At 63.5% G+C, this 400-nt stretch carries 1 protein-coding gene; it reads left to right on the forward strand.

Features of this window, described 5'->3' with window-relative positions; genetic code table 11:
* Positions 1–400, forward strand: a 400-nt coding sequence (locus CQZ88_RS31490) for a cbb3-type cytochrome c oxidase subunit I (protein WP_258008709.1), incomplete at both ends; no start/stop codon positions are given.

The raw sequence follows: 400 nt of genomic DNA on the forward strand, positions 1-400 counted from the left end.
GTTCTCGCGCAAGCCGATCTTCGGCTACTCGGGTCTGGTCTACGCGACCCTGGCCATCGCGGCGCTCTCGATCGCGGTGTGGGCGCACCACATGTACGCCACCGGCGCCGTGCTGCTGCCGTACTTCTCGTTCATGACGTTCCTGATCGCGGTGCCCACCGGCGTGAAGTTCTTCAACTGGATCGGCACCATGTGGAAGGGCCAGCTGACATTCGAGTCGCCGATGCTGTTCTCGGTCGGCTTCATCGTCACCTTCCTGTTCGGCGGCCTGTCCGGCGTCATCCTCGCCAGCCCGCCGCTCGACTTCCAGCTGCACGAGTCCTATTTCGTCGTGGCGCACTTCCACTACGTGCTGTTCGGCACCATCGCCTTCGCCACCTACGCCGGCATCTACTTCTGG

This window comes from Rhodococcus sp. ENV425 (genome assembly GCF_002887785.1).
GTDB lineage: Bacteria > Actinomycetota > Actinomycetes > Mycobacteriales > Mycobacteriaceae > Rhodococcus > Rhodococcus aetherivorans.